Source organism: Caldicellulosiruptoraceae bacterium PP1 (genome assembly GCA_041320695.1).
Lineage (GTDB): Bacteria > Bacillota > Thermoanaerobacteria > Caldicellulosiruptorales > Caldicellulosiruptoraceae > JBGGOQ01.
Genome location: JBGGOQ010000003.1, coordinates 167687 through 192719, shown reverse-complemented (window position 1 = coordinate 192719; position 25033 = coordinate 167687). Strand labels below are relative to the sequence as shown.

General features: G+C 30.3%; 32 protein-coding genes and 1 riboswitch. Of the genes, 17 read left to right on the top strand and 15 right to left on the bottom strand.

Annotated features, from left to right (window positions below):
- Nucleotides 1–128: 128 nt before the first annotated feature.
- The 5 genes from ACAG39_06830 to ACAG39_06810 all read right to left on the bottom strand — a co-directional run bounded on the left by ACAG39_06830 (nt 129) and on the right by ACAG39_06810 (nt 2072).
- Complete coding sequence (locus ACAG39_06830; protein MEZ0536953.1) at nt 129–458, bottom strand: DUF190 domain-containing protein; 330 nt, start codon at nt 456–458, stop codon at nt 129–131.
- Between the two features lie 21 nt (nt 459–479).
- On the bottom strand, nt 480–839 hold the full coding sequence (crcB, locus tag ACAG39_06825; protein ID MEZ0536952.1) for a fluoride efflux transporter CrcB: 360 nt from the start codon (nt 837–839) through the stop codon (nt 480–482).
- A gap of 1 nt (nt 840) precedes the next feature.
- The gene (crcB, locus tag ACAG39_06820; GenBank protein MEZ0536951.1) at nt 841–1299 is read right to left on the bottom strand and encodes a fluoride efflux transporter CrcB; all 459 of its coding nucleotides are present in this window, start codon (nt 1297–1299) and stop codon (nt 841–843) included.
- Nucleotides 1300–1321: 22 nt separating this feature from the next.
- Complete coding sequence (locus ACAG39_06815; protein MEZ0536950.1) at nt 1322–1498, bottom strand: hypothetical protein; 177 nt, start codon at nt 1496–1498, stop codon at nt 1322–1324.
- Nucleotides 1499–1607: 109 nt separating this feature from the next.
- Nucleotides 1608–1668: riboswitch (Fluoride riboswitch) on the bottom strand.
- Between the two features lie 41 nt (nt 1669–1709).
- Nucleotides 1710–2072, bottom strand: a complete 363-nt coding sequence (locus ACAG39_06810; GenBank protein ID MEZ0536949.1) for a sulfite exporter TauE/SafE family protein — start codon at nt 2070–2072, stop codon at nt 1710–1712.
- 283 nt (nt 2073–2355) lie between these two features.
- Between ACAG39_06810 and ACAG39_06805 the strand changes: the two genes are divergently transcribed.
- From ACAG39_06805 to ACAG39_06785, 5 genes are all read left to right on the top strand, one after another.
- Nucleotides 2356–4236: an APC family permease gene (locus ACAG39_06805; protein ID MEZ0536948.1), complete on the top strand. Its 1881-nt coding sequence runs from the start codon at nt 2356–2358 to the stop codon at nt 4234–4236.
- Between the two features lie 100 nt (nt 4237–4336).
- Nucleotides 4337–4720, top strand: a complete 384-nt coding sequence (locus tag ACAG39_06800) for a flagellar protein FlaG (GenBank protein ID MEZ0536947.1) — start codon at nt 4337–4339, stop codon at nt 4718–4720.
- A 20-nt stretch (nt 4721–4740) separates the two neighbouring features.
- Nucleotides 4741–6507: a flagellar filament capping protein FliD gene (fliD, locus tag ACAG39_06795; protein ID MEZ0536946.1), complete on the top strand. Its 1767-nt coding sequence runs from the start codon at nt 4741–4743 to the stop codon at nt 6505–6507.
- 44 nt (nt 6508–6551) lie between these two features.
- Nucleotides 6552–6923 carry a flagellar export chaperone FliS gene (gene fliS / locus ACAG39_06790; GenBank protein MEZ0536945.1) on the top strand — a complete coding sequence of 124 codons (372 nt, stop codon included), beginning with the start codon at nt 6552–6554 and terminating at the stop codon, nt 6921–6923.
- A gap of 14 nt (nt 6924–6937) precedes the next feature.
- Nucleotides 6938–7417: a flagellar protein FlgN gene (locus ACAG39_06785; GenBank protein ID MEZ0536944.1), complete on the top strand. Its 480-nt coding sequence runs from the start codon at nt 6938–6940 to the stop codon at nt 7415–7417.
- On the opposite strand, the gene ACAG39_06780 is transcribed toward ACAG39_06785, so the two are convergent.
- The 3 genes from ACAG39_06780 to thpR are packed head-to-tail and all read right to left on the bottom strand — an operon-like array spanning nt 7367 to nt 9411.
- Complete coding sequence (locus ACAG39_06780; protein MEZ0536943.1) at nt 7367–7636, bottom strand: DUF2442 domain-containing protein; 270 nt, start codon at nt 7634–7636, stop codon at nt 7367–7369. The genes ACAG39_06785 and ACAG39_06780 overlap by 51 nt on opposite strands.
- A gap of 25 nt (nt 7637–7661) precedes the next feature.
- Entirely contained in the window at nt 7662–8843 is a 1182-nt protein-coding gene (locus ACAG39_06775) for an MFS transporter (GenBank protein ID MEZ0536942.1), read from the bottom strand.
- Nucleotides 8844–8859: 16 nt separating this feature from the next.
- Nucleotides 8860–9411 carry an RNA 2',3'-cyclic phosphodiesterase gene (gene thpR / locus ACAG39_06770; protein ID MEZ0536941.1) on the bottom strand — a complete coding sequence of 184 codons (552 nt, stop codon included), beginning with the start codon at nt 9409–9411 and terminating at the stop codon, nt 8860–8862.
- A gap of 89 nt (nt 9412–9500) precedes the next feature.
- Between thpR and ACAG39_06765 the strand changes: the two genes are divergently transcribed.
- The 3 genes from ACAG39_06765 to ACAG39_06755 are packed head-to-tail and all read left to right on the top strand — an operon-like array spanning nt 9501 to nt 11873.
- On the top strand, nt 9501–9800 hold the full coding sequence (locus ACAG39_06765) for a hypothetical protein (protein MEZ0536940.1): 300 nt from the start codon (nt 9501–9503) through the stop codon (nt 9798–9800).
- 16 nt (nt 9801–9816) lie between these two features.
- On the top strand, nt 9817–10602 hold the full coding sequence (gene proB / locus ACAG39_06760) for a glutamate 5-kinase (protein MEZ0536939.1): 786 nt from the start codon (nt 9817–9819) through the stop codon (nt 10600–10602).
- A gap of 11 nt (nt 10603–10613) precedes the next feature.
- The gene (locus tag ACAG39_06755) at nt 10614–11873 is read left to right on the top strand and encodes a glutamate-5-semialdehyde dehydrogenase (protein ID MEZ0536938.1); all 1260 of its coding nucleotides are present in this window, start codon (nt 10614–10616) and stop codon (nt 11871–11873) included.
- A 41-nt stretch (nt 11874–11914) separates the two neighbouring features.
- On the opposite strand, the gene rbr is transcribed toward ACAG39_06755, so the two are convergent.
- Nucleotides 11915–12451, bottom strand: coding sequence for a rubrerythrin (gene rbr / locus ACAG39_06750; protein ID MEZ0536937.1), 537 nt, complete (start codon nt 12449–12451; stop codon nt 11915–11917).
- A gap of 131 nt (nt 12452–12582) precedes the next feature.
- Between rbr and ACAG39_06745 the strand changes: the two genes are divergently transcribed.
- The 9 genes from ACAG39_06745 to larC all read left to right on the top strand — a co-directional run bounded on the left by ACAG39_06745 (nt 12583) and on the right by larC (nt 21352).
- Entirely contained in the window at nt 12583–14943 is a 2361-nt protein-coding gene (locus tag ACAG39_06745; protein MEZ0536936.1) for an endonuclease MutS2, read from the top strand.
- A gap of 186 nt (nt 14944–15129) precedes the next feature.
- Nucleotides 15130–15681, top strand: coding sequence for a signal peptidase I (lepB, locus tag ACAG39_06740; protein MEZ0536935.1), 552 nt, complete (start codon nt 15130–15132; stop codon nt 15679–15681).
- Nucleotides 15682–15695: 14 nt separating this feature from the next.
- Complete coding sequence (locus ACAG39_06735) at nt 15696–16220, top strand: DUF6106 family protein (protein MEZ0536934.1); 525 nt, start codon at nt 15696–15698, stop codon at nt 16218–16220.
- A gap of 15 nt (nt 16221–16235) precedes the next feature.
- The gene (gene guaB, locus ACAG39_06730) at nt 16236–17702 is read left to right on the top strand and encodes an IMP dehydrogenase (GenBank protein MEZ0536933.1); all 1467 of its coding nucleotides are present in this window, start codon (nt 16236–16238) and stop codon (nt 17700–17702) included.
- A gap of 18 nt (nt 17703–17720) precedes the next feature.
- Nucleotides 17721–18584 (top strand): aldose epimerase, encoded by an 864-nt coding sequence (locus ACAG39_06725; protein ID MEZ0536932.1) that lies wholly within the window; start codon nt 17721–17723, stop codon nt 18582–18584.
- Between the two features lie 14 nt (nt 18585–18598).
- Nucleotides 18599–19405 carry an ATP-dependent sacrificial sulfur transferase LarE gene (gene larE / locus ACAG39_06720; GenBank protein MEZ0536931.1) on the top strand — a complete coding sequence of 269 codons (807 nt, stop codon included), beginning with the start codon at nt 18599–18601 and terminating at the stop codon, nt 19403–19405.
- 18 nt (nt 19406–19423) lie between these two features.
- Nucleotides 19424–20173, top strand: coding sequence for a nickel pincer cofactor biosynthesis protein LarB (gene larB / locus ACAG39_06715; protein MEZ0536930.1), 750 nt, complete (start codon nt 19424–19426; stop codon nt 20171–20173).
- A 19-nt stretch (nt 20174–20192) separates the two neighbouring features.
- Entirely contained in the window at nt 20193–20972 is a 780-nt protein-coding gene (locus tag ACAG39_06710; protein MEZ0536929.1) for a LarC family nickel insertion protein, read from the top strand.
- 44 nt (nt 20973–21016) lie between these two features.
- Nucleotides 21017–21352, top strand: a complete 336-nt coding sequence (larC, locus tag ACAG39_06705; GenBank protein MEZ0536928.1) for a nickel insertion protein — start codon at nt 21017–21019, stop codon at nt 21350–21352.
- Here the strand turns inward: larC and ACAG39_06700 are convergent.
- From ACAG39_06700 to ACAG39_06675, 6 genes are all read right to left on the bottom strand, one after another.
- The gene (locus ACAG39_06700) at nt 21347–21769 is read right to left on the bottom strand and encodes a DUF134 domain-containing protein (GenBank protein MEZ0536927.1); all 423 of its coding nucleotides are present in this window, start codon (nt 21767–21769) and stop codon (nt 21347–21349) included. The genes larC and ACAG39_06700 overlap by 6 nt on opposite strands.
- Nucleotides 21770–21910: 141 nt before the next feature.
- Nucleotides 21911–22309, bottom strand: coding sequence for a NifB/NifX family molybdenum-iron cluster-binding protein (locus tag ACAG39_06695; protein ID MEZ0536926.1), 399 nt, complete (start codon nt 22307–22309; stop codon nt 21911–21913).
- Nucleotides 22310–22400: 91 nt separating this feature from the next.
- Nucleotides 22401–22622, bottom strand: a complete 222-nt coding sequence (locus ACAG39_06690; GenBank protein ID MEZ0536925.1) for a DUF5320 domain-containing protein — start codon at nt 22620–22622, stop codon at nt 22401–22403.
- Between the two features lie 329 nt (nt 22623–22951).
- Nucleotides 22952–24040, bottom strand: coding sequence for a redox-regulated ATPase YchF (gene ychF / locus ACAG39_06685; GenBank protein MEZ0536924.1), 1089 nt, complete (start codon nt 24038–24040; stop codon nt 22952–22954).
- A gap of 112 nt (nt 24041–24152) precedes the next feature.
- Nucleotides 24153–24305, bottom strand: coding sequence for a hypothetical protein (locus ACAG39_06680; GenBank protein ID MEZ0536923.1), 153 nt, complete (start codon nt 24303–24305; stop codon nt 24153–24155).
- A gap of 47 nt (nt 24306–24352) precedes the next feature.
- On the bottom strand, nt 24353–25027 hold the full coding sequence (locus ACAG39_06675; protein ID MEZ0536922.1) for a lytic transglycosylase domain-containing protein: 675 nt from the start codon (nt 25025–25027) through the stop codon (nt 24353–24355).
- Between the last annotated feature and the right edge of the window lie 6 nt (nt 25028–25033).

The following is a 25033-nucleotide window of genomic DNA, read 5'->3' as shown; positions in this document are numbered from 1 at the left end:
TTTCTAATCTCTCCTAATCTTATTTTTTATTTAAAATTCTAAAGTATTAATAGAAATATGTCAAATTAATTTTTAAAATGGGTATATACAAAAAAAAGACGGTTATATACCGGCATGGTTAAGATAGTTTATTTTCCATATTTAATAACATTTATATCAGCAGTTATCATAAGCCCTTCATTTAACATAGCTTTTATATGTGGAATTACAGCATCAATTTTATCTGCATTATCAATAGCTTCGATTACAACAGGAAGTGACAGTGAGGCATCAACAATCCTTGCTGTATGAAGTCTTTTATCTTGTCCAAAACCTTCAATACCTCTAATTACAGTAGCACCTGCTATACCTAATTCTCTAAGCTTTAGAATAATTGCATGATATAGGCTATGTCCTTTATATTTTGAGTCTTCACTTACGTATATTTTTAGAATCTTACAATTCTTTTCTAAATCCATATAAATGCCTCCCAAAAAACTTTATCTAATAAATTTACCTAAAATATAACCTACTACAAAACCAATTATACCAAAAAATATTGTTCCTAATATATACCTAAAAGCAGGCATCTTTTCATCCTCTTCTAAAAGAAATATACCCTCATACATAAAAGTTGAAAATGTCGTATAAGCTCCCAAAAAACCATCTGCTAAAAGAAGATATAATTTATCTTTTACACCTATCCCATTTACAAGGCCTAATAAAAAAGCTCCTGATATATTAATTAATAGAGTTGCAATAGGAAAATCAGAACTATTTTTCTCTGAGATAAACTTACCAAGAGCAAACCTTGTTATACTTCCTACAATTCCACCTAAGCCAACAAGAAGATAGTGCATTTTAATCAACCTCGCTGTTATAATTTAAATCAGTTATATTTTCTGTGTCATCATTATTGTTGTTATTTGAACCAACCCTTTTTGCTATTACCTCTCGAGCAACAACAATGCCATAATATGACAAAATAAGACCTAAAACTGTTGATATTGTTAAATAGTTTAGTGCAGAGAAGTAATCACCTACTTCTAATAACTTAAATGTTTCTTTACACAAAGTTGAAAATGTTGTATAAGAACCAATAAAACCTGTTGTTATGCCTATTCTTATATCAGCATCAATAGCCCAAATCTCTAATGCAATAGTAAGAATAAGTGATAATAGAAAACTACCAGTTAAATTTATAAGAAGTGTATTTAGAGGGATATTTTCTTTATAATTATATATATGAATACTCTCTAAAAAGGCTCTTGTAATTGAGCCCGATGCCCCGCCTATTCCAATAAATATATATTTTCTCATAATCAAATCCTCCTGTATAAATCTATTTTATTCCTAAATGCCCTACAAAAAGTTTTACAGCTGTTATCCAAGCTACTTTTTCATCTAAAGATAAAGGCTCATTAGAAAATCTGTAATCTGATTTTCTTTTTATTTCTTTCAGGTTTTTTTGAATATTAGTGATCTTTTGTATTTGTATATCATAAACAGTTTTTAGCAAATTATAGACATTTATAGAATGTATTAGAAATTAATTCAAAATAAATAATACTTTTATTAATAATAACACCCTCTATATAAGCAAAAAACTCCTACAAATAACATCATTGTTATTTGTAGGAGTCATTAGCATTAAAGCAATTAAAGGTGAACTCCATCACCTATCTATATATTTTTAATTTTATCACAACTTACAAAAAAATCAATGATAATTATTTTGAAAAAAACATCTTTATTGAAACAAATGCAAGTAGTAGTGCAAAGCCTTTTTTGAGAATAGATACAGGTATATTATTTGCAATCCTTGCACCAAAAATAGAACCAATAACTAAGAATATAATTATAAATATAGATGCCTTCAAATTTACATTTCCATGTTTATAGTATTCATAAAATGCAAATATACCAACAGGAGGGAGAAGTATTGCAAGCGATGTTCCTTGTGCTTTAATTTGTGTAAAACCACAAAGGTAAACAAGGGCAGGGATGATAATAATACCTCCACCAATTCCGAACATACCACTAAGAATTCCTGCAGCAAGACCTATAACAATGAAAAGTAGGATCTCTGTCATAAAATTACCTCCAAGTCCTAAATATGTCTTTTGCAATAATTCTATCTTTGATATCAAATAAAGTCAATTTAAATATATACATTAAAAACTTGTGAAATCCTTATAAAATTAACAATTATATTATATAAATAATAGATAAAAAAAATCTTAAATAACTAATTATGATATACAAGCTATATAAATATACTATAGGTTATTTTTAATCCTATATTGAAAATAAACAAAATAGTTGTATAATTATATTTTATCATATGAAAAGTATAATACTTAGGAAGGTGAAAGCTTGTTACAAAAATTAAAAAGAATATTAATTGGTAAACCTTTAGAGAATGAAAGATTGCATGAGGAGAAGTTTGGTGTTTTTTGGGGACTACCTATTCTATCAAGCGATGCAATTTCGTCTGTTGCTTATGCGGGGCAAGAGGTATTACTTGTTTTACTTCCATTAGTTGGGTTAATAGCCTATAGAGAGGTTATGGTTGTTTCATTTGCAATTATTGTTTTACTGTTTATTTTGATGCTTTCTTATAGGCAAACAATAGACTGTTATCCAAATGGTGGAGGTGCTTATGTAGTTGCAAAGGACAACATTGGAATTTGGGCAGGCATTACTGCAGGAGCTGCACTTTCTGTTGATTATATATTAACAGTTGCTGTTTCAGTGTCCTCAGGTGTTGAACAGATTACATCAGCTTTTCCACACCTTAAAGCATTTAAAGTTTCATTAAGTGTTCTAATTGTTCTTATAATAATGTTAGGTAATCTAAGAGGAATTAGAGAATCATCTAAATATTTTGGAATACCTGCATATGCTTTTATGTTTGCAATAATCTCAATGATAATTGCAGGATTTGTGAAGTTAAAATCAGGGTATATTCCACCAGAACCTAAAATACAACCTGCACTTGAGCCAATAACATTGTTTTTACTACTGAAGGCTTTTTCAAGCGGTTGTACTGCACTAACTGGTATTGAGGCTGTGAGTAATGCTGTTCCGAATTTTAAAGAGCCTGCTACAAAACATGCTAAGACTGTTTTACTTCTACTATCGCTTATTATTTTTGTCCTTTTTGGTGGAACCTCAATATTAGCCAACTTTTATCATGTAATACCAACCGAAAAAGCTATGCTTGTAATAATGGCTCAAGAGATATTTGGGAAAAGCTTTATGTTTTATTTTGTTACTGCAACAACTTTTATAATACTTGTTCTTGCTGCAAATACTGCTTTTTCTGGATTTCCTATGCTAATAGCTGTTATGGCAAAAGAGGAATATGTACCTAGACAGCTAAGTATGAGAGGCGATAAATTAAGTTATTCTAATGGGATTATTGTTTTATCACTTGCAGCTATATTATTGATTGTAGCTTTTAAGGCAAAGGTAACAGCTTTAATTGGTTTATACGCAGTAGGTGTTTTTATATCATTTACTCTTTCACAGTTCGGAATGTTTAAAAGATGGTTAAAGATTAAAGGAAATAATTGGCAAATAAAAGCATTTATTAACGGTTTTGGTGCTTTAACAACAGCAATTGTTGTTGTTATAATTTCAGTTACAAAATTCCATGAGGGTGCATGGGTTGTTGTTCTTGTAATACCAATACTCATCTATGCAATGAGCAAAGTAAAAAAACACTATCTTGCAGTTGGTATGCAGCTAAAAATAAAACCTGAGGAATATCCTAATATTGATATAGAACATGCAATATATAGAAATAGGGTAATAGTACCAATCGAAAGTGTAAATAAGGCAAGTATCAGAGCATTAAGATATGCAAAAACAATTTCAAATAATGTAATTGCTTTTAATGTTTCAATTGATGAAGAAATGGCTAAGAAAGTTAAAGAAAGATATGAAGCTTTGAATTGTGGGATACCATTGGTTATAAAATATTCACCTTATAGGAAGATTGTTGATCCACTTTTAGAATATATTAAATCAGAAGAATATAATTATCAAAAAGGCGATATGATTACTGTAATATTGCCTAAATTTGGTGTTACAAGATGGTGGCATAGGCTTTTACACAATCACACATGGTTATTTATTGAAAAGGAATTGCTGAAACACAAACACATAGTAGTATCTGTCATGCCATTACAACTAAAAGATGATGATTTTTATTTAAATCAAATTAAACTCAATAATATTAATAGAGGCTGAAAATTAATTTAGACAGCCTCTTTAATTTTTTTAACCTAAATTTTTCTTGTGAATTTACGATATAAATAGTAAAGGCATATAAGATTTTGGAGGCATATTTATGGGTATTAACAATATAGGTTCTGTAGATACAATTTCAAATATAAATCCAAATATAGTAAATAGAAATGAAGCTGTTGAAAAAACTGATTTTAAAAAGAATGACCCTTCATTTGAGCAAGAGGATAAAAACAATAAACTGAACAAAAAAAGTAATATTGACGAGGATGCATTACTTGAGGTTATACAGCATGCAAACAAGGCATTTGAAGCAAAATATACAAGGCTTGAGTTTTCTATCCACAAAGAAACACATGAGATTGTTGTGAAGGTTTTTGATAAAGAAACAAACAAGTTAATACGTGAAATACCTCCAGAAAAGATTCTTGATATGGTAGCAAAACTTTGGGAGCTTGCAGGGGTATTTGTTGACGAAAGAAGATAAAAAATGGAGGTGAGAATAAAATGAATATAAACTCCACAAGTAGTAGCAGCGGTGCTTCTTATAATCCTTATAATGCATATAAAAATGTAACTCGAATAGGTGGTTTAGCTTCAGGATTAGATACAGACACTATTATACAAGGCCTTATGAGTATGGAAAAGGTCAAAGTAAATAAGCTTTACCAGCAACAACAATTAATAAAGTGGCAGCAGGAAGATTATTTAAGTATTTATAGTGATTTATCTGACTTCAAAAACTATATCTTTGACATGAAGCTAACATCAAACTTTGCAAAAATAAGTGCGTCTGGTGATGCTATAACAAATGGAACTGTAAGTGTTTCAGCATCAGCTACTGCATTAGAAGGGACTTATCAGGTAAAGGTAAATTCACTTGCAGAAACAGCAAAAGTTATGTTGAATAGTGTAAGTTCTAAGTATGTAGCTAATGGTAACTATCAATTTAGTGTGGGTGGGCAAGATTTTAGTATAACCCTTGATTCATCTATTACATCAAGTAATTTTGGAAGCTATATTGCAAGCCAAATAAATGCGAATCAAACACTTACAAATGCAGGGATATCTGCATATTACGATAGTACACTCGATAGAATGATTATTTCAACAAAAACAACTGGTTCTAATACAAGTTTGGCTATTAAAGGTATTGATAACATTGGAAGTATATATAATTTGAATTCATTAACATTGATAGGATTAGATTCAAAGTTTGTTGCAAATACTAACTATAATTTTTCATTCAATGGATCAACTTATACTATTAATAGCGGTAATTCAGTTGATGATTTTGGTAATGCTATTATTGGAGTAATAAATGGCATATCTGGTTTTAATGCAACTTATGATTCGATAAATAAAAAAATAACTATAAATGGAAACATCCAAAGTTTTGATTTTACAAATGTTGCTACAAGCCAAAACGTAAATGGTAAGGATTTATCAATTACAGTAAAAGATCCATATAATATTGAAAATAATCTTACAAGTGCAACTAACTCTATATCTTTGTTTGGAACTACAATCACAGCAAAAAATACTAATTCAAGTTATCAAAGCTTTACTGTGAGTAAAGATATTGATTCTATTGTAAATAAAGTTAAAGAGTTTGTTTCAAAATATAATGACCTTATTAGCAAGCTAAATAGTAAAGTTACAGAGAAAAGAAATAGAGACTATCAACCATTAACCGAAGATCAAAAAGCCCAAATGACCCAAGACCAGATAACAAAATGGGAAGAAGTAGCAAAAAAAGGTTTACTTAATGGAGATTCAATTATTAATGGCTTTTTGAGTAATGCCCGAAAAAATATCTATGAAAATGTATCTGGATTAAGTTCTGATTTATCTCAGCTATCACAGGTAGGTATTACTACATTATCTTATCAAGAAAATGGTAAACTTTATGTTGATGAAACTAAACTAAGAAATGCAATAGCAAATGACTTTAGTAATTTTGTTAAGATATTTACAAATGGAACAACTTCTACATCATATGAACAAAAGGGCATTCTAAACAGACTATATGATACAGTAAATAATACGTTAAATTCATTAGCTCAAAAGGCAGGAAAGCCTACAACATATTCAATTTATGATACAAGTGAATTGGGGAAATCATTAAAGAATATAAATAAAATGATAAGTGATGAAGAGGATAGACTACAAAGGGTTCAAGATAGGTATTATAAACAGTTTGCGACATTAGAAGATATGATTTCAAAAATGAATAACCAAAGTAGCTGGCTTTCACAACAGTTTTCTAAATAATTAGAATAAATATAAACATTTTAAATTTGGGAGGAAAAATATTTATGGATGCTGTACTAAAATATCAGCAAGATAGAATAATGACAACACCACCTGAAGAATTAACATTAATGCTTTATGATGGTTGTATAAGATTTATTAAATTAGCTATTGCAGCAATTGAAGAAAATAAGTTTGATAAGGCTAACGAAAATATCATAAAAGCTGAAAACATAATAACTGAACTTATGTCAACATTAGATATGAACTACGAGGTTTCTAATAACCTATATAGCCTATATGATTTTATATTTAGGTGGCTTGTGCAAGGAAATATCAAAAAGGATAAATCATTTTTAGAAGATGCTTTAAGTATTGTTCAAGACCTTCGTGATACATGGGCAGAGGCAATAAAGATAGCAAGAAATAAAAAATAAAGGATGTCGATTTTATGGTAAATCCAAATGAGATTGAGGGGTTAAAAAAATTACTTGAAGCAAAGAATATATTATTAGATGAGTTTTTAAATCTTACAATGTTGCAACAAGAAGCAATTTTAAATGAAAACTATGAATTCTTAGCCGAAATAACCGAGAAAAAGGCTCAAATAATTGATAAAGTTAATAATGTAGATGATAAATTTATTGAACTATTTGAAAAAATAAAAAGAGATGAAAATATAAACTCATTTGATGAACTTAAAAATGTTGATAAAGAACAAATAATCAAGATAAAGAATTTTACTTCTTCAATTATGGAAAAGCTTAAGACAATCAAAGAGATTGATGAAAAAAATGCTATGCTTATTAACTCAAAATATGAAGAACTAAAAAGAAATATAAAAAAACTTAAGTCAAATCAAGAAGCAATACGTGATTACTCAGGATATAAAGCTATGAAAAATCAAAGTATTTTCGATAAAAAAGAGTAAAGGTTTTGAGCCTTTACTCTTTAAATCCCAAGCTAAAGTTTTATTTAAAACAGTGCATCTATTATAATAAAAATCTTTATCAATAAGTCTTTTAAATTCCCCTTTGCCAATTAAAGATGAAACATCAAATAATTTAATTTTACCATCAAAATAAACATAAACTTTGTAATTGTCAGTAGGAATAACTTGAATAACCTCTGGGAAATATTCAAGTGGCATAAAAATCACCTCAATCTAAATTATATCATACTGGTGTAATTTTTCTAACAAACATTAAGTTAATAAATGCTAACAGAGCAGCCAATAAAAATACATAGGAATATCCAAATATAGACCAAATAAGTCCACCAAGTATAGGAAGACTCATAGATACAGCATGATCCATACTTGTCCCTGTAGCTAATGTTGGGGTTAGATCATCTTCATTTTTTATTCTCTTTTTTATGTATACAGATCTTGCCATTGAAGCAGCCATAAGAAGATTATCAATCATATAACAACTATAAGCTAAAATCAAAGCAATATTTTTATGGCCAATAAAACCAGTAAAGAAATAGCCAAAACAAATAACAATTATTGATATTGCTTCGAACATTAATATTTTCTTTTCTCCAAGTTTATCAATCAGATGTCCGAGAAGACTTCTAAAACCAACACCTAAAATTGAACAAATAATTCCTGCAATTGCAAAATTAGAAACAGGTTGTTTAAATATCTTTATAAGAACCCATGGTGCAAAGGTAATAAATATTTGTTTTCGTGCACCAAAAAATATACTCAAAACATAGTAAAGCCAGTATTCTTTTTTTATAACAAACTTAAAGCCTTTTGCATTTGCTTTATAATCAATTGGGAATAGGAAAATTACAGCTATAAAATAAAAGATTGATGCCATTAAAAATGATAACGAATATGTAAAACCAAAAAATCTAAAACCTAAAAATATAATTAGATAACCAATAATTGTTGCAGCTGTTGATATTGATCCTATTTTACCTAAAATTTTACCAAAGCTATTATCTTTTGAAAGATTCATACCAATACTTGATGTAAGTATCATATTAAGGTGTGTTCCAGTATTGTAAAGTACAAGCCATATAACAACAAAGAAATACGATGGGGCAAAAAAACCAATTCCTATCATACTAATACTACAAAGTAATGTAGCTAAAATACTTATTTTAAGGTCACCTAAGAAAAAAAGAAGGCCTGTTATAAAAATAAGCAAGAAACCAGGCATTTCTCTTGGAAATTCAAGAGAACCTCTCATGAAAGCAGATATTTTGTATGTATGATCTAAAAAATTGTTAAATGAAGAATCATTTATTCCTCCTGCAATTCCCATTAATGCATTTGCAATAATAAAAAATAGTAAATTGAATTGCTCATTGATTTTAAGATTATTGATATTTTTTCCTTTAAGCATATTCTTTCTCCTTTCGTTACTCTAAACTAATTGTAAAAATAGGTGTATATATTCTCTTTTTGTTCACCTCTTTACTATCAAATAGAATAATTTTATCTATCTCAATTTGTTCAAAAAACTTATTTTCAATAAAATTTCTAAACAATTGGAAGTCATCTTTTAAAACAACATCTTGAGCAATTGTTATATGTGGAGTGTATGGTCTTTTTTCTTTTTCAAAACCTAATTCATACATAGCATTTTCTATTTTATTGTATAAATCAAAAAGTTTATCTAAGTTCTTACTTGGCTTTAGATATACAACTCGAAGATTTCCATTACCTTTAAAATATGCACATGAGTCAATCTGAAGTGTAAAACCTTTTGTGTTTAAAAGTATTTCAGAAAGTATATTATGAATTTTATTTATACTTTCAATTTCAATTTCGCCTAAAAACTTTAGCGTAAGATGGAAATTATCAATATACTTCCATCTTCCTTTAATACTTATTGATTTTAAGCAATTTTGTGCTTCAATAATTTGCTCTTTTAGACTTTTTGGAAAATCAACACCTATAAATGACCTCATAAATTTTCACATCCTTTATAATAAAATGTTTAAATATTAGTCTTTATCTGGTAAAATTAAAATAGGTATTTTTTTAGGAGGTATTTCAAATGGACAATGCTTTTTACAAAGTGAATCTATTATACCCTACAGAAAAACCGCTTGAACCAGGAATTATATTAGTAACTATAGAAAAACCACATAAAAATAAACTTCCAATCGAGGTAAAAAGCCTCGATGAAAAAGATATACTAAAATATATACCACAAATTGCTAAGGAGATCCAAGACCAGATTTTGGATAGAATAAATATTAATATTTTAGTTGATGTAGATTTCATTGTTGAGTATCAACAGAAAAAATATCATGTTTATTTTAACAAATCTGTTGATGAATTTAAATTAGAATAAGTCGGAGGAGTACTTAATGCGAGATTTTAAAGATATACAAAGGATTGTTGTAAAAGTTGGAACATCAACTGTTACCTATCAGACAGGCAAACTTAATCTTACTAAGATAGATAAACTTGCGAGAATATTAACTGATATTAAAAATGAAGGTAAAGAGGTTGTCTTAGTCACATCTGGTGCTGTTGCCTCAGGTCTTGCTAGACTTGGACTTATTAAAAATCACAAGTCAACTGGTGAAAAACAGGCTCTTGCAGCTATAGGGCAAGGAATTCTAATGCAAATATATGAGAAATTTTTTGGTGAATATGGATCGGTTGTTGCTCAAGTATTACTTACAAAAGATGTTGTTGATGAAGAAAAGAAGAAAGAAAATGTTAAATCAACTTTTGAAAACTTATTTAAATTAGGAGCAATACCAATTGTAAATGAGAATGATGCTGTTGCCATAGAAGAGCTTGAATTTGGTGACAATGATACACTTTCGGCTTATGTTTCACAGTTAATAAGTGCTGATTTATTAATTCTTCTTTCAGATATAGAAGGGCTTTATTCAGAGGACCCACGAAAAAATCCCGATGCAAAACTTATTGAAGAAGTTAATGAAATTACAACATATATTGAAGAGATTGCTGGCGGTGCAGGCACTATTAATTCAACTGGCGGTATGCAAACAAAGATTGAAGCAGCAAAGATTGTTATGTCAAGTAATATACCAATGGTAATCGCTAATGGCGAAGATCCATTTATTATTAGGAGTATTTTAGATGGTAACAATATAGGAACACTATTTATCTCAAAATGAGGGGTGAAAAAATGAGTGATTTAGTTTTAAAAGCACAAAATGTAAACAAGGCTAGCAAAATATTGATAAATGTTTCAGAAAATGAGAAAAATGAAGCTTTAAAGTTAATTAAACAATCATTAATTGATAATATTGATTATATTTTAGAAGAAAATCAAAAGGATATGAAAAATGCTGAAAATAAAGGTGTAAAAGGGGCTTTACTTGATAGGTTAAAACTTACTAAAGAAAGAATTTTAGGAATATGTAATGGTATTGATGATGTAATTGCACTAAAAGACCCAGTTGGAGAGATTATTTCTATGTGGAAAAGGCCAAATGGGCTAATAATTGGACAAAAAAGAGTTCCTATTGGAGCAATTGGAATTATTTATGAAGCAAGACCAAATGTTACTGTTGATGCGGCAGTTCTTTGCTTGAAAGCAGGTAATGCTGTTTTACTAAGAGGTGGAAGTGAGGCCATAAATTCAAATATAGCTTTAGTCAATGTTATGAAAAAAGGCTTAAGTCAAAGTAATATTCCAGAAAGTGCTATTGAAATTGTTGAAGATACTTCTCGTGAGACTGCTGTTGAAATGATGAAACTAAATCAATATTTAGACCTTCTTATACCAAGAGGTGGTGCCAATCTTATAAAAACAGTTGTTCAAAATTCAACTGTTCCTGTAATTGAAACAGGTGTTGGCAATTGCCATGTTTATGTTGATAAAACTGCTGATTTTAAGATGGCAAAAGATATTGTAATTAATGCAAAAACGCAAAGACCAGGTGTTTGCAATGCAGCAGAAAAATTAATTGTCCATGAAGAAATAGCTCATAAATTTTTGCCTGAAATAGCAAAATTACTAATTGAAAAAGGTGTTGAAATAAGAGGCTGTTCTAAAACATTTGATATTTTGAAAAATAATAATATTGAAATAAAAGAGGCAAAAGATGAGGACTGGGGAACAGAATATCTTGATTTAATTATTGGTATAAAAGTTGTATCTTCAGTTGATGAGGCAATAGAACATATAAATAGATATGGCACAAAACACTCAGAAGCTATTGTAACATCTGATTATTTCAATGCACAGAAATTTTTAGATTTAATTGACGCTGCGGCAGTATATGTTAATGCTTCAACAAGATTTACAGATGGATTTGAATTTGGTTTTGGTGCAGAAATAGGTATTTCAACGCAAAAGCTTCATGCACGGGGGCCTATGGGGTTAAAAGAGCTTACAACAATAAAATATATAATATATGGAAATGGACAAATAAGAGGATAAAACAAAAAGAGGCTGCGATTAAAAAACCAGCCTCTTTATTTTTAATAGTTTTCAGCTCTTAGTTCAAAGAATGATTGAGGATGTTTGCATGTTGGGCAAATCTTTGGAGCTTCATTGCCATAGTGGATATAGCCGCAGTTTCTACATTTCCAAGCCACTTTTTCATCTTTTGAGAATACCTTATTGTTTTGGACATTTGATATTAATTTATTGTATCTTTCCTCATGTTTTTCTTCTACCTTTGCCACAAATTCAAAGGCTATTGCAATTTCTTCAAAACCTTCTTCGCGAGCTACTTTAGCAAATTCTTTATACATCTCGCTCCATTCATAATGTTCACCTTCGGCAGCAGCTTTTAAGTTTTCTTCTGTATTTTTAATGCCATTTAAGAATTTAAAAAATAGCTTAGCATGTTCCTTTTCATTGTCAGCTGTTTCTTCAAAAAGTGCAGCTATTTGTTCGTATCCTTCTTTTCTTGCTTGGCTTGCAAAATATGTGTATTTATTTCTTGCTTGTGATTCACCAGCAAAGGCGGCAAGTAGATTAGCCTCTGTTTTAGTTCCTTTCAAATCCTTCATCAAATGTACCTCCTAAATTTTAAACTTAACTATTATATTTTTACCCAAAGTGAATAAAAAATAACAAGTAATAGATAAAAATTGTATGTTATAATAATTATTGTGCAAAAAAATAAAAGAGGGGAATTTTTTTGAACCAGAAAACGTTTAAGATACTTGAATTTGATAGAATAATTGCTATTTTAAAAGAATACGCAAATTCAGAACCTGCAAAAGATTATATATCAAATATTTGCCCTTATACAGAAATTGATATAATTCGAAAAGAGTTGGAGAAGGTTGATGAAGCTTTAGTTTACATTCAAAAATATGGCTATCCTCCTAATATGGAATTTACTTTTATTGATATGTTCATAAAGAAGGTAGAGATTGGCTCAACTCTATCTCCTTATGAGATAATTCAGATAAATAGGGTTTTAAGAGCAGGCTATAATTTAAAGGGATATTTCAATAAAGATGAAAATTTTGCTTATTTAAAGTCAATGAAAGAAAGGTTAATTATTCCTGCTGATCTAATGAAGAAAATTGATAAAACTTTTTTAAGTCCCGATGAAATTGCTGATGATGCATCTGAAATGCTTTATCAAATAAGAACAAAAATTAGAAGACTTCAAGCAAAAATCAGGGACGAATTAAATGAGTTAATAAGAAATCCAAGGTATTCAAAATATCTTCAAGAAGCAATTGTTACAATTCGTGGGGATAGATTTGTGATACCAGTTAAGGCTGAATATAGGTCCGAAATAAAGGGCATTATTCATGATCAATCAGCAACAGGTTCTACTTTATTTATTGAGCCAATGGCATCTGTTGAGTTAAATAATCAAATAAGGGTTCTCCTGTCGGAAGAAAGAGAAGAGATTGAAAGGATACTTGAAGAATTATCAAAGCAGATTTCACTTTATAGTAACGATATTAAAGTAACATACAATGCATTGATAGAGTTAGATGTAAACTTTGCTAAAGCGAAATATGCATTAAATATTAAAGCAACAAAACCACAATTAAATGAAAATGGCCAAATTATATTAAAAAAAGCAAGGCATCCACTTATTCCATTAGATAAGGTTGTATCAAACGATATTGAGCTTGGAATAAGATTTGATGCACTTATTATCACAGGCCCAAACACTGGTGGTAAAACTGTAACACTAAAAACAGTGGGGCTATTGACTATTATGGCACAGTGTGCCCTTTTTGTTCCTTGCCAAGAAGGGTCATTGGTTTCTGTATTTGAAAATATCTTTGCTGATATTGGAGACGAACAAAGCATATCACAAAGCCTAAGCACTTTTTCATCACACATGAAAAATATAATTGATATTACAAATAATTGTAATGATAAAACACTTGTTTTGATTGATGAAATTGGTGCTGGGACAGATCCAGAAGAAGGTTCAAGCTTAGGGAAGGCTATTTTAGAATATCTATATAATAATGGTGCAAAGATTATTGCTACAACCCATTATGGAGAACTAAAAATTTTTGCTCAAGAGATGTATGGATTCGAAAATGCCTCATGCGAATTTGATGTTCAAACACTTAAACCAACATATAGGCTTATGATAGGAGTTCCAGGTAGATCAAATGCAATAACAATTGCATCAAACCTTGGGCTAAACGATGAAATAGTAAGTAAGGCTAAGTCATATATGTCAGTTCAAACAATGGAACTTGAAAGTATTATTAATGATATGGAACAAAAAAGACAAATTGCAGAACAAAGGATGCAGGAGGTTGAGAGCCTTAAAAACGAGATTAATTTGTATAAACAACTATTAGAACAGGAGAAAGAGAAAATTGAAAAAGAAAAGGAGAGAGTAAGGAAGAAGGCACATGAAGATGCCAAAGAGTATGTAAATAAAGTAAAGTATGAAATTGATGAGCTTTTAAAGGCACTAAAGAAAAAAGCTGAGGTTTTAAAGGAAAAGGAATCAATAAAAGAACTTGAAGAACACAGTAAAAAATTTCAAATGATTACACAGCAATTTGAAGATAGCTTCATGTTGCCAAAGGTTGAACTAAAAAAACTTAGCAATGTTAAATTAGGACAAGAAGTTTATGTTAGAACTTTAGATACTAATGCTATTGTTGAATCATTGCCAGATTCAAAAGGTAATCTTTTAGTTAGAGCAGGTATTTTGAAGGTTACAGTAAATATAGAGGATATTGGAGAGATTTTTGAAGAAGAAAAAGTTCCGAAAGCAATTCAAACAAGGAAAAAAACAGAAATAAATAAAAAGGCTGTTCCAATGCAGCTTGATATACGAGGTTTTACAAGCGATGATGCAATATTAACAGTAGATAAATATTTAGATGATGCATATATAGGAGGTCTAAGAGAAGTTACAATTATCCATGGCAAAGGAACAGGTGCACTACGTACAGCAATAAGAAGCTATCTCAAAAGACATTCACTTGTAAAAAGCTTTAGGGATGGCACATATGGCGAAGGTGAACAAGGAGTAACAGTAGTCACCCTTAAAGATTAGTGAACCAATGGGGACGGTTCTTCCTGGCACAAAATATGCCAATGGGGACGGTTCTTCCTGTCCCACATTTTTCTCATCCTACAAAGTATATTTTATTGACTTATATATTTTTTTTCATTAAACTATTATTTAAGTTATTTTGGCAATTTGACTATTTGTAAATTAACAGAAAGAAGTGTGAACATATTGGACAATAAGATTTCATTAAATTCAAAAAAAATAATTAAAGAAGTTTTAGATTGGGTAGCTTGGATCGGAGGAGCACTTATCATTGCACTTATCTTAAGAACTTATGTTTTTTCTTTAGTAATTGTTCCTACTGGTTCAATGTTAAATACAATACAACTAAATGATAGATTATTTGTTTATAAATTAAGTTATGCATTACATCTTGAGGAAATTAAAAGAGGAGATATTGTAGTTTTTAAATATCCAGATGATAGGTCTGTTTTATATGTAAAAAGAGTAATAGGACTTCCTGGAGATAAGATAGAAATAAAAGATGGTGTTGTGTATATTAATGATAAAGAATATAAAGAAAATTATTTAAAGGAGCCTATGATTGGTTCATTTGGCCCATTTTATGTTCCACTTGGACATTATTTTATGATGGGGGATAACAGAAACGATTCACATGATAGTAGATTCTGGGATCATAAATATGTTCCAAGGCAAGATATTTTAGGTAAAGTTTTATATAGAATATATCCTTTTAATCATATAGGTAGAATAAAATAAGGAGTTGATTAGGCATGAATGATGTTTTTCATGAACAAATAGTAATAAAGAAAAAATCAACAAACGATAAGCTAAAACAGATTGGGCTTATATTTTTAGGAGTAATTGTAGGACTTATTACTTATTTCATACCGGTTATTAATACAATGTTTCTATTGTTTTTTATATTAGCTATCTGGGGAGCCGTTTACCTATCAAGGAATTTTAACATTGAATACGAATATGCCGTAACTAATTATTATTTAGATATTGATAAGATTGTTGCACAAAGAAAAAGAACAAGGCTTGTGTCACTTGATATAAGGAAAATTGACTATTTTATTCCATTTAGTGACTCTATGTATAAGTCTCAAGAAAATGATAAAAGCATTATTCAAACAATAGATTGCACATCAAATTCTAACAACAAAGAAAATGTTCATGCAATTATTGCAAATATTGATGGCAAAAAATCAAGAGTACTAATTGAGCCAAATAAAGAAATTTCTGATGCAATTAATAAATTTATTCAAAAGAAATCATATCAAGTATATAGATAAAAGGAGATTGATATTATGGGTTTTAATGAAAAATTAATTAAAGAAGCCTTAACTTTTGATGATGTGTTATTAGTTCCTCAAAAGTCTGATGTTCTTCCCAAAGATGTTGATGTTTCAACATACTTAACAAAAAATATAAAGTTAAATATTCCCCTAATGTCAGCTGGCATGGACACAGTTACTGAGGCAAGGATGGCAATTGCTATTGCACGTGAGGGTGGTATTGGTGTTATTCATAAGAATATGACAATTGAGGCACAAGCAAGTGAAGTAGATAAAGTAAAAAGATCTGAGCATGGTGTTATTGTCGATCCTTTCTCGCTATCGCCTGAAAATAAAATATACGAAGCAATGGAACTTATGTCTAAATACAGAATATCAGGAGTGCCAATAACATTAGATGGAAAACTTGTTGGAATTATTACTAATAGAGATATTAGATTTGAAACAGATTATTCACGTCCAATTAAAGATGTTATGACATCAACAAATCTCATTACAGCTAAGGAAGGCACTACTCTTGAACAAGCAAAAGAGATACTCAAAAAACACAAAGTTGAAAAATTACCTATTACAGATGAATATGGTAATCTAAAAGGCTTAATTACTATAAAGGATATAGAAAAAGCAGTAAAATATCCAAATGCTGCAAAGGATAAAAACGGAAGACTTCTTTGTGCTGCAGCTGTAGGTGTTTCAAAAGATACAGATGAAAGAGTAGAAGCTTTGGTTAATGCAAAAGTAGATGTTATTGTTGTTGATACGGCTCATGGCCATTCGAGAGGCGTTATTGAAACTGTTAGAAAGATTAAAGAAAAATATCCGCATATTCAAGTTATTGCTGGTAATATTGCCACAAAAGAAGCAGCTCTCGATTTAATAAATGCTGGTGCTGATTGTTTAAAAGTAGGTATTGGGCCTGGTTCAATTTGTACAACAAGAGTGGTTGCAGGCATTGGTGTTCCGCAGATTACAGCAATAATGGAATGTAGTGAAGTTGCAAGAGAATATGGAATTCCTGTAATTGCTGATGGTGGAATTAGATATTCTGGCGATATCACAAAAGCATTAGCAGCAGGTGCTGATGTAATTATGATAGGCAGTCTTTTTGCTGGTTGTGAAGAAAGTCCAGGGGAAAGTGAAATTTATCAAGGAAGAAGATTTAAGGTATATAGAGGAATGGGATCTATTGCAGCAATGAAGGCTGGAAGCAAAGATAGATACTTCCAAGAAGATGCTGCTAAGCTTGTACCAGAAGGAGTAGAAGGTAGAGTGCCATACAAAGGACCTGTTGAAGATACAGTTTTCCAATTAATTGGTGGATTAAAAGCTGGTATGGGTTACTGTGGCTCAAAAACTATAAAAGAGTTACAAGAAAAAGCTCAATTTGTAAAGGTAACTCAGGCAGGTGTAAAAGAATCACATCCACATGATATTTATATTACAAAGGAAGCACCAAACTACTCATTACATGCTGACTAAATAAGGGAGGTTTATCCTTTGAATTTCTTATCAATTAGAAATGAAAACAATATTGAAATATATAATGTAAAAAGTAAAGAAGGTAAATCATTTTTCGAAGTAGCAAAAGATAGAGGTGCCATTGTTACAAAAATTAATTTGATGGGTAAAGATATCTTGTATCTTAATCAAGAAACATTATTTGATTTTAGTAAAAACATTAGGGGAGGGATACCCATCCTTTTCCCTGTATGTGGAAGAGTGATTGATAATAAAATAAGTTTTAAAAACAACACCTATATTATGAAAAATCATGGGTTTGCAAGAGATTTACAATGGAGATATGAAGGTTTGTATGAATCAATTGAAGAAACAGGCATTATTTTTAGTTTAAACAGTAATCAAAAGACTCTTGAAATGTATCCTTATGAGTTTAAAATTGTTATTGTTTATAAAATAAAGGAAGATGCCTTTAGTATTCATTTTAATATAGAAAATAGATCTGAGGAGCCACTTCCATTTTATGCAGGATTTCATCCATATTTTTTATGCAACAAGGATCAATTTGAAATTCAGTTTGACTGTGAAAGAGGATTTGATGACCTCCTAAAAAGAGAAATCTCAGAAGATGATTATAGATATCTTGATTTTTCTAAAGATGAAATTAATCTTGATTTTTATAATGTAAAGAGTCCTGTTTTGTTTAGCCTATCAAATGATGTAAAACTGGAAATGGATTTTGATTCAAGTTATAAGAATTTAGTAATATGGAGTTTAAAAGGCTTCCCATATGTGTGTATTGAACCTTGGATGGGTGAGCATGAAGGATATCTTAAGGATGATTTTATATATTTAGAAAAAGGAGAAATTCATTCTACTTATGTTGATTTAAAACTTAAATAAGGGGTTTAAAAATTATGATAAATGAAAAGTTAGCATTTGAGAAAATTGAAAAATTAAAAGAAATTATAAAAAATTATAAAAGCGTGTTAATTGCCTTTTCTGGTGGTGTTGATAGCACCTTTTTATTAAAAGTAGCCCATGATGTTCTTCAAGATAAATGCATTGGTGTTTTAGCAAAATCAAAATTGATTCCACAATTTGAAGCTCAAGATGCTATTAATTTATCCAATGATATGGGAGTTAAACTTTTAATTGTTGAAAGAGATATTTACAGCAATAAAGACTTTCTAAAAAATGATAAAGATAGATGCTATTACTGTAAAAAAACATTGCTAACAAAATTAAAAGAGTTAGCAGCTAAATATAATTTAAATGTCATAGCAGAAGGTTCAAATGTTGATGACACAAAGGACTATAGACCTGGTATGAGAGCTTTATCAGAAGAAGGAATAAAAAGTCCTTTGATGGAGGCAGGTCTTACAAAAGAGGAGATACGATTTCTATCTAAATATCTTAACCTTCCTACGTATAATAAACCTTCTTATGCCTGCCTTGTTACACGAATACCATATGGTGAAGAAATAAATGACACAAAGTTAGAAATGATTGATAAAGCTGAAGAGGTTCTAAGAAGATATGGGTTAAAACAGTTAAGATTAAGACATCATGGTGAAATAGCAAGAATAGAAGTAGCTCCAAGTGAGAGAAGAATATTTTTTGATGAAAATTTAATGGATGAGATTTCAGATGAGATAAAATCTTTAGGCTTTAAATTTGTAGCATTAGAGCTTTCGGGGTATAAAACTGGTAGTATGAATTAATTGAAAGGTGAGTTAAAAATGGATTTAGAAAAACTACTTTTTGATGTAAAAAACAACAATATTTCAATTGATGAGGCTATTAAGAAATTAAAGAATCTACCTTATGAGGATTTAGGTTATGCGAAAATAGATCATCATAGAAAGTTAAGACAGGGCATCTCTGAGGTTATCTACTGTGAAGGTAAAACTCATGAACAAGTTTTAGGTATTATCAATAAAATGCTTGAAAAGGGAAGTTACAATATAATTGGTACAAGGGTAAGTAATGAGCTTTATAATTTTTTATATGATAAAGTTGAAAAACTTGAATATTATAAGGATGCTAGAATAATTTGTGTTAACAAAAAAGAGATAAATATGAATAACGGTTTTATTTCTGTGGTTGCAGCAGGAACTTCTGATATGAAGGTTTCAGAAGAAGCAGCAGTTACAGCTGAGCTTTTAGGTAATAATGTAAAAAGGGTATATGATGTTGGAGTTGCTGGGATACATAGGTTATTTGCCCACTTAGATGATATTCAAAACGCAAATGTAGTTATTGCAGTTGCCGGGATGGAAGGAGCATTAGCATCTGTTGTTGCTGGGCTTGTATCAAAGCCAGTTATTGCTGTTCCTACATCAGTTGGATATGGAGCTAATTTTCATGGACTTTCTGCCCTTCTTACAATGCTAAACTCTTGTGCAAGTGGTGTTTCTGTTGTAAATATTGACAATGGTTTTGGTGCAGGGGTATTAGCACATATGATAAATAGCCTTGCTTCAAAATGAAAATAGGGAGTGTTTTTAAATGAAGGTTTTATACTTTGATTGTATTTCTGGTGCAGCGGGGGATATGCTTGTTGCATCACTATTAGATAGTGGTGTAGATTTTGAAAAAATAAAAGAGGATATTAATAAGTTAAATTTAAATGTAGAGCTAAAATTAGAAGAAAAAGAGGTTAATGGTATAAAAGCTAAAAGGTTTATTGTTATTGAAAATGAACATCACCATGAGCATGACCATGACAATGAGCACTCTCATGAACATGAAAATGGGCATCATCACCATAGAACATTTAAAGATATAAGGCAAATGATAGAAGAGAGCAGTTTAAATGATTTTATAAAAAATCTTAGTATAAAAATATTTGAAAAGATTGCTAGTGCAGAGGCAAAAGTTCATGGTAAAAGTATTGAAGATGTAGCATTCCATGAGGTTGGAGCAGTTGATTCTATTGTTGACATTGTTTCTTTTGCAAGCTGTATAGATTTTATAAAACCAGACCAGATTTTATTTTCAAATCTATATGATGGAAAAGGACTTACAAAATCAATGCATGGAATAATTCCAATTCCTGCTCCAGCAGTTTTAGAGATTGCTAAGCAAAATAACCTACCGATAGGTATAAGAAATATAGAGATGGAACTCATTACCCCTACAGGAATTGGTATAGCAGCAGCTGTAGCTGAAGGTTTTTGTGATATGCCACTAATGGTAATTGAAAAGATAGGATATGGTGCAGGAAGTAGAGAATTAAAGACCCCAAATGTTATTAGGGTAGTTTTCGGGGAAAAAAAAACTCAATAAATTGTGATAGTAAAGTTGTTGAACTTTTTGCTAACATAGATGATATGACAGGTGAAGAGTTATCTATTGCAATGGAAAAGATATTCGAAGCAGGGGCTTTGGATGTCTACTTTACCCCAATATTTATGAAGAAGAATAGACCAGCAGTTAAATTAGGTGTAATTGCAAAAAAATCAAATTTAGATGATGTCATATATAGCATATTAAAATGGACTTCAACAATAGGTATTAGAATGGTTGATCTTAATAGGGTAGAGATGGAAAGAAAAAAAGATGATGTCGAGGTTGATGGTAAAAAAATTAATATTAAGATAAGCTCATATAAGGATATTAGAAGGATTAAAGCAGAGGCAGAGGACATAAAGAAATATATATCATAATCTACCTTTTCTAAAGCAATGTCCTCTACCTTTACCTTTTAAACAAGAAATATCATTTGAATTACATTCCGGGCATAGATTACCTTTGTCAGATTCAAATATTTTATGACAATTATGACAAATATATTGGCAGTCTCCAAAAACATAATTGCCTCCATAAACCCTAATATCTTTTCCATTTATTAGGGCGTCTGCAATCTTTTTTCTTGCTTCTTCCAATATTAATTGAAAGGTTTGACGAGATACTAACATTTTTTTAGCACAGTCTTCATGCATTAATCCTTCTAAATCTTTTAACCTAATTGCTTCTAATTCTTCTACTTTTATAATAACCTCTTGGCCAGTTCCTTGTTCTGGAGAAAAGTGGCTAAATTTAGGCATATGTTCTACACGGCGACATCTTGTTGGTCTTGGCATTTTTAACCCCCACTTTTAAATTTATTTATCATATTAAAAAGTTTACATCTGAGATAATATAATAGTCAAGGAAAAAGCTTGCCTTCACAAAAAATATTAAATTGTGAAAGCAAGCTTTTATTTGTAAAAATAATAGATTTTTTAATGTTTATGTTCATGATGGTGATGATGCTCATGATCATGATGATGACTTCCTTCTTCATGAGCATGTATTTTATTTGCTAATTCTAAATCTGGCTTAAGAGCTCCATTAATATAATCTTGAACTACATCATCAGCTTTTCCCAAAACACCTATTATATATTTTATCCCTACACTATCAAATATATATTTAGCATTTTCCCCCATGCTACCAGCAATTACAACCTCAGCACCAGCTTGTTTGATTGTTTTTGGGAAAAGTCCTGGCTTATGTTCAGGCATGTCATAATATTCCTTATTTACAACCTTTCCATCTTCAATGGTGTAAATACAAAACCTTGCACTTCCACCAAAGTGTGGGCTAACAGAATCTTTTTCTAACATAACAGCAATTTTCATAATTTAACACTCCTCATTGAGTAATTATGTTCTATGATAACTTTTATTATTGGTTTTATGAAAGAAGGAAGGAACTATCCTTCCCCAAAAATTACTTATCTTGATTTTTATTGTCATTTAAAAGAAATTCAATAACTTTAAGCCTTTGCTCTAAATTCTTTTTTTGCAATAACAAAAATTCTTTGTTACTTGGTTCATCAGAGATAGATAATGAATTAAAGCACAAACCTAAACCTCTACCAAAGCCTCTTTGCTGATAATTACCTCTACTATGTCTACCTAAGCCATTAGCATGACAATATCCATAAGGCATGATACACACCTCCAATACAATAATAATTATTAGCATATGCTAATAATTATTATAACTCATTATTGGCATATGTCAATAATAAATATTTTTTTATTGACTTATTTTATAATATATATTTCCCAGTGTATAAAAAAAGACTGCCCATATATTGAACTAAACTGCCCTATATTAAGTATGATAAGAAGCAGTTTATCAAAAAGAACAGTCCTTTATTTGAACAATTATTATTTAATTGGATAAATCAAAAGCTATAATAGGACTTGCAAGAGTATGAGTAGGGGAAGAGTGAGCCAGGGAGAACCGTCCCCATTGGCTCGTTGGCTCAAATGTCATACGTTGAATCTGAATATTACTACATCACCGTCTTGCATAACATAGTCTTTTCCTTCTGAGCGGACAAGGCCTTTTTCTTTGGCTTCATTGAAACCGCCACATTCGACAAGTGTTTCGAATTTAACCACTTCGGCTCTTATAAATCCTTTTTCAAAATCGGTGTGTATCTTACCAGCTGCTTGAGGTGCTTTTGTTCCTCTTTTAATAGTCCAAGCACGTACCTCTTGTGGTCCAGCTGTTAAGTATGATATTAAGCCAAGTAGCGAGTAACTTGATTGAATTAGTTTATCAAGTCCAGATTTTTCAATTCCAAGCTCTTTTAAGAACTCCTCTTTTTCATCATCAGAAAGTGCTGCAATCTCTTCTTCAATCTTTGCACATATTACAACTACCTCAGAACCTTCTTTTGAAGCATACTCTCTTACTTGTGCTACATACTTGTTTTCGCTATTTATCTCATCTTCAGATATATTTGCAGCATATATTGTAGGCTTTGTTGTAAGAAGATTTAATGATTGAACAAATTTTATATCCTCTTCATCTTCAAACTTGAGACTTCTTGCCATTTTTCCAGATTCAAGGGTCTTTTGAATCTCCTCGAGAATTTCCAACTCTCTTTGAGCTCTTTTATCATTTTTTGATAGCTTTCTTGCTTTATCTAATCTTCTTTCTAAGCTTTCCATATCTGCAAATATAAGCTCAAGATTTATTGTTTCTATATCTCTAATTGGATCTATTGAGCCTTCAACATGTACAATATCAGTATCTTCAAAACATCTAACAACATGTACAATAGCATCAACTTCTCTTATATGAGACAAAAACTTATTTCCAAGCCCTTCACCTTTACTAGCACCTCTAACAAGTCCTGCTATATCGACAAATTCAATAAAAGCAGGGGTTATTTTTTCTGGATTATATATCTTAGCTAATACATCTAATCTTTCATCAGGAACTGGAACAACACCAACATTTGGTTCAATTGTGCAAAAAGGATAATTAGCTGCCTCAGCACCTGCTTTTGTTATTGCATTAAATAATGTACTTTTCCCTACATTAGGTAAACCAACTATACCAAGTTTCATTTATATGAAATCCTCCTAAAAATAAATTACAAAAATATCATAATTGATAGTATAAGGCATAGATATTATAAAATCAACAAAAAAAGTCCCATTTAAGGGACTTTAAGAAACATTATCTATTCGATAGTTTTTTACCAACAAGCATTCCAATTAATAAGCCTTTCATTAGCCCAGTGCAATATAAACCTAACATTGGCCAAACATGATTATGATGCCTACATTTTTGCTGTTTATTGGGATTATAGTATTTTCTATTTCCAATCATGGCTTTTAACCTCCCTTTATACTTAGTATGAATATTACCAAGGAAGGCTATTCATCAAATTGGCTATACTTTTCGGCAATGCTTAGAACCCTATTTATATAGTTTATTGTTTCTTGAAAAGGTGGAACTCCATTATATTTATATACATTATTAGGACCTGCATTATAAGCAGCTAAAGCTAAGTTTATGTTTCCACCAAATTGTTCAAGCTTTTCTTTTAGATATCTAATACCACCATCAATATTTTCATAAGGATTATATGGATTAACATTTAAAGCCTGGGCTGTTTGTGGCATAAGCTGCATAAGACCTATTGCACCTGCACTTGATATTGAATCTTGGGAAAAATTAGATTCTGCCTCAATAACTGCAAGAGCAAGGCTTGGTTTTATACCATATTCTTTTGCTTTTGTAATAGCCAAATTGACAATATCTCTTTTTGAAATTCTATTAGTATTTTGATTATTAAAATTGGTACTATTTAGTGTTTGCTTTAATATACTTTGATTTCTAAAATAACTTATTAGTTGATCTATGTTAGAGTTTTCAGCAGAAGTCAAATTATCAGAAGATAAATTATTATTAGTTGGCTCTGATGATGAAGAATCTAAAAGAGCACTTTCCATTTGTTTTTCAAAACTAACATCAAATTTTACTGGTACTCTTGAGTTAATTTCTTCAATTTTCTGTCTAAAAATAGAATTTATATTTGGGATATCCATTTTATC

What these genes read in the sequence shown, in the direction of transcription:
- ACAG39_06830 (MEZ0536953.1), bottom strand. Translation starts at nt 458, where the DNA reads ATGGATTTAGAAAAGAATTGTAAGATTCTAAAAATATACGTAAGTGAA.
- crcB (MEZ0536952.1), bottom strand. Translation starts at nt 839, where the DNA reads ATGCACTATCTTCTTGTTGGCTTAGGTGGAATTGTAGGAAGTATAACA.
- crcB (MEZ0536951.1), bottom strand. Translation starts at nt 1,299, where the DNA reads ATGAGAAAATATATATTTATTGGAATAGGCGGGGCATCGGGCTCAATT.
- ACAG39_06810 (MEZ0536949.1), bottom strand. Translation starts at nt 2,072, where the DNA reads ATGACAGAGATCCTACTTTTCATTGTTATAGGTCTTGCTGCAGGAATT.
- ACAG39_06800 (MEZ0536947.1), top strand. Translation starts at nt 4,337, where the DNA reads ATGGGTATTAACAATATAGGTTCTGTAGATACAATTTCAAATATAAAT.
- fliD (MEZ0536946.1), top strand. Translation starts at nt 4,741, where the DNA reads ATGAATATAAACTCCACAAGTAGTAGCAGCGGTGCTTCTTATAATCCT.
- fliS (MEZ0536945.1), top strand. Translation starts at nt 6,552, where the DNA reads ATGGATGCTGTACTAAAATATCAGCAAGATAGAATAATGACAACACCA.
- ACAG39_06785 (MEZ0536944.1), top strand. Translation starts at nt 6,938, where the DNA reads ATGGTAAATCCAAATGAGATTGAGGGGTTAAAAAAATTACTTGAAGCA.
- ACAG39_06780 (MEZ0536943.1), bottom strand. Translation starts at nt 7,636, where the DNA reads ATGCCACTTGAATATTTCCCAGAGGTTATTCAAGTTATTCCTACTGAC.
- ACAG39_06775 (MEZ0536942.1), bottom strand. Translation starts at nt 8,843, where the DNA reads ATGCTTAAAGGAAAAAATATCAATAATCTTAAAATCAATGAGCAATTC.
- thpR (MEZ0536941.1), bottom strand. Translation starts at nt 9,411, where the DNA reads ATGAGGTCATTTATAGGTGTTGATTTTCCAAAAAGTCTAAAAGAGCAA.
- ACAG39_06765 (MEZ0536940.1), top strand. Translation starts at nt 9,501, where the DNA reads ATGGACAATGCTTTTTACAAAGTGAATCTATTATACCCTACAGAAAAA.
- proB (MEZ0536939.1), top strand. Translation starts at nt 9,817, where the DNA reads ATGCGAGATTTTAAAGATATACAAAGGATTGTTGTAAAAGTTGGAACA.
- ACAG39_06755 (MEZ0536938.1), top strand. Translation starts at nt 10,614, where the DNA reads ATGAGTGATTTAGTTTTAAAAGCACAAAATGTAAACAAGGCTAGCAAA.
- rbr (MEZ0536937.1), bottom strand. Translation starts at nt 12,451, where the DNA reads ATGAAGGATTTGAAAGGAACTAAAACAGAGGCTAATCTACTTGCCGCC.
- ACAG39_06735 (MEZ0536934.1), top strand. Translation starts at nt 15,696, where the DNA reads ATGAATGATGTTTTTCATGAACAAATAGTAATAAAGAAAAAATCAACA.
- guaB (MEZ0536933.1), top strand. Translation starts at nt 16,236, where the DNA reads ATGGGTTTTAATGAAAAATTAATTAAAGAAGCCTTAACTTTTGATGAT.
- larE (MEZ0536931.1), top strand. Translation starts at nt 18,599, where the DNA reads ATGATAAATGAAAAGTTAGCATTTGAGAAAATTGAAAAATTAAAAGAA.
- larB (MEZ0536930.1), top strand. Translation starts at nt 19,424, where the DNA reads ATGGATTTAGAAAAACTACTTTTTGATGTAAAAAACAACAATATTTCA.
- ACAG39_06710 (MEZ0536929.1), top strand. Translation starts at nt 20,193, where the DNA reads ATGAAGGTTTTATACTTTGATTGTATTTCTGGTGCAGCGGGGGATATG.
- larC (MEZ0536928.1), top strand. Translation starts at nt 21,017, where the DNA reads ATGACAGGTGAAGAGTTATCTATTGCAATGGAAAAGATATTCGAAGCA.
- ACAG39_06700 (MEZ0536927.1), bottom strand. Translation starts at nt 21,769, where the DNA reads ATGCCAAGACCAACAAGATGTCGCCGTGTAGAACATATGCCTAAATTT.
- ACAG39_06695 (MEZ0536926.1), bottom strand. Translation starts at nt 22,309, where the DNA reads ATGAAAATTGCTGTTATGTTAGAAAAAGATTCTGTTAGCCCACACTTT.
- ACAG39_06690 (MEZ0536925.1), bottom strand. Translation starts at nt 22,622, where the DNA reads ATGCCTTATGGATATTGTCATGCTAATGGCTTAGGTAGACATAGTAGA.
- ychF (MEZ0536924.1), bottom strand. Translation starts at nt 24,040, where the DNA reads ATGAAACTTGGTATAGTTGGTTTACCTAATGTAGGGAAAAGTACATTA.
- ACAG39_06680 (MEZ0536923.1), bottom strand. Translation starts at nt 24,305, where the DNA reads ATGATTGGAAATAGAAAATACTATAATCCCAATAAACAGCAAAAATGT.
- ACAG39_06675 (MEZ0536922.1), bottom strand. Translation starts at nt 25,027, where the DNA reads ATGGATATCCCAAATATAAATTCTATTTTTAGACAGAAAATTGAAGAA.